The organism is Streptomyces sp. YIM 130001 (genome assembly GCF_003574445.1).
Classification (GTDB): Bacteria; Actinomycetota; Actinomycetes; order Streptomycetales; family Streptomycetaceae; genus Streptomyces.
This window is the reverse complement of record NZ_KZ984603.1, coordinates 1-374: the sequence shown is the minus strand read 5'-3', so window position 1 is coordinate 374 and position 374 is coordinate 1. Positions and strand designations below refer to the sequence as shown.

The 374-nt window shown below is 71.7% G+C and carries 1 protein-coding gene and 1 pseudogene; both read left to right on the top strand.

Annotated elements, in window-relative coordinates; genetic code table 11:
• Positions 1–58: 58 nt before the first annotated feature.
• Positions 59–214, top strand: coding sequence for a hypothetical protein (locus DSC45_RS36035; protein WP_162929465.1), 156 nt, complete (start codon positions 59–61; stop codon positions 212–214).
• 30 nt (positions 215–244) lie between these two features.
• Positions 245–374: pseudogene (locus DSC45_RS36745) on the top strand (SpdD-like protein); the annotation flags it as partial.

The following is a 374-nucleotide window of genomic DNA, read 5'->3' as shown; positions in this document are numbered from 1 at the left end:
GGCCCAGCTCGCCGCCCGCACCCACCGCTGCCGCATCGCCCACTGACCAGGAGTCGTCATGCAGGTCCCGCTCTGGCTCGCCCTGGTCGCCGTCGGCTACCTCGGCTGCAAACTCTTCCGCCCGCCGATCTGGCTGATCACCGTACTCCTCCTCGGCGGCTACCTCCTCGCCGACAGCCTCTTCACCCCGCTCGTCGACGCCGCCGTCAAGTAACCCACTGCACTCGCGAAGGGAGACCCGATCATGTTCCGTCCCAAGGTCCCGACCATGCCCACCCCCACCGGCCAGATCACCCCGACCGCCCGGGTGATCGAGCCGACGACCGTCGTCCAGCACGCCCCTGCCCCGGTGCCCCCGCCCGTCGCGGCCCCGG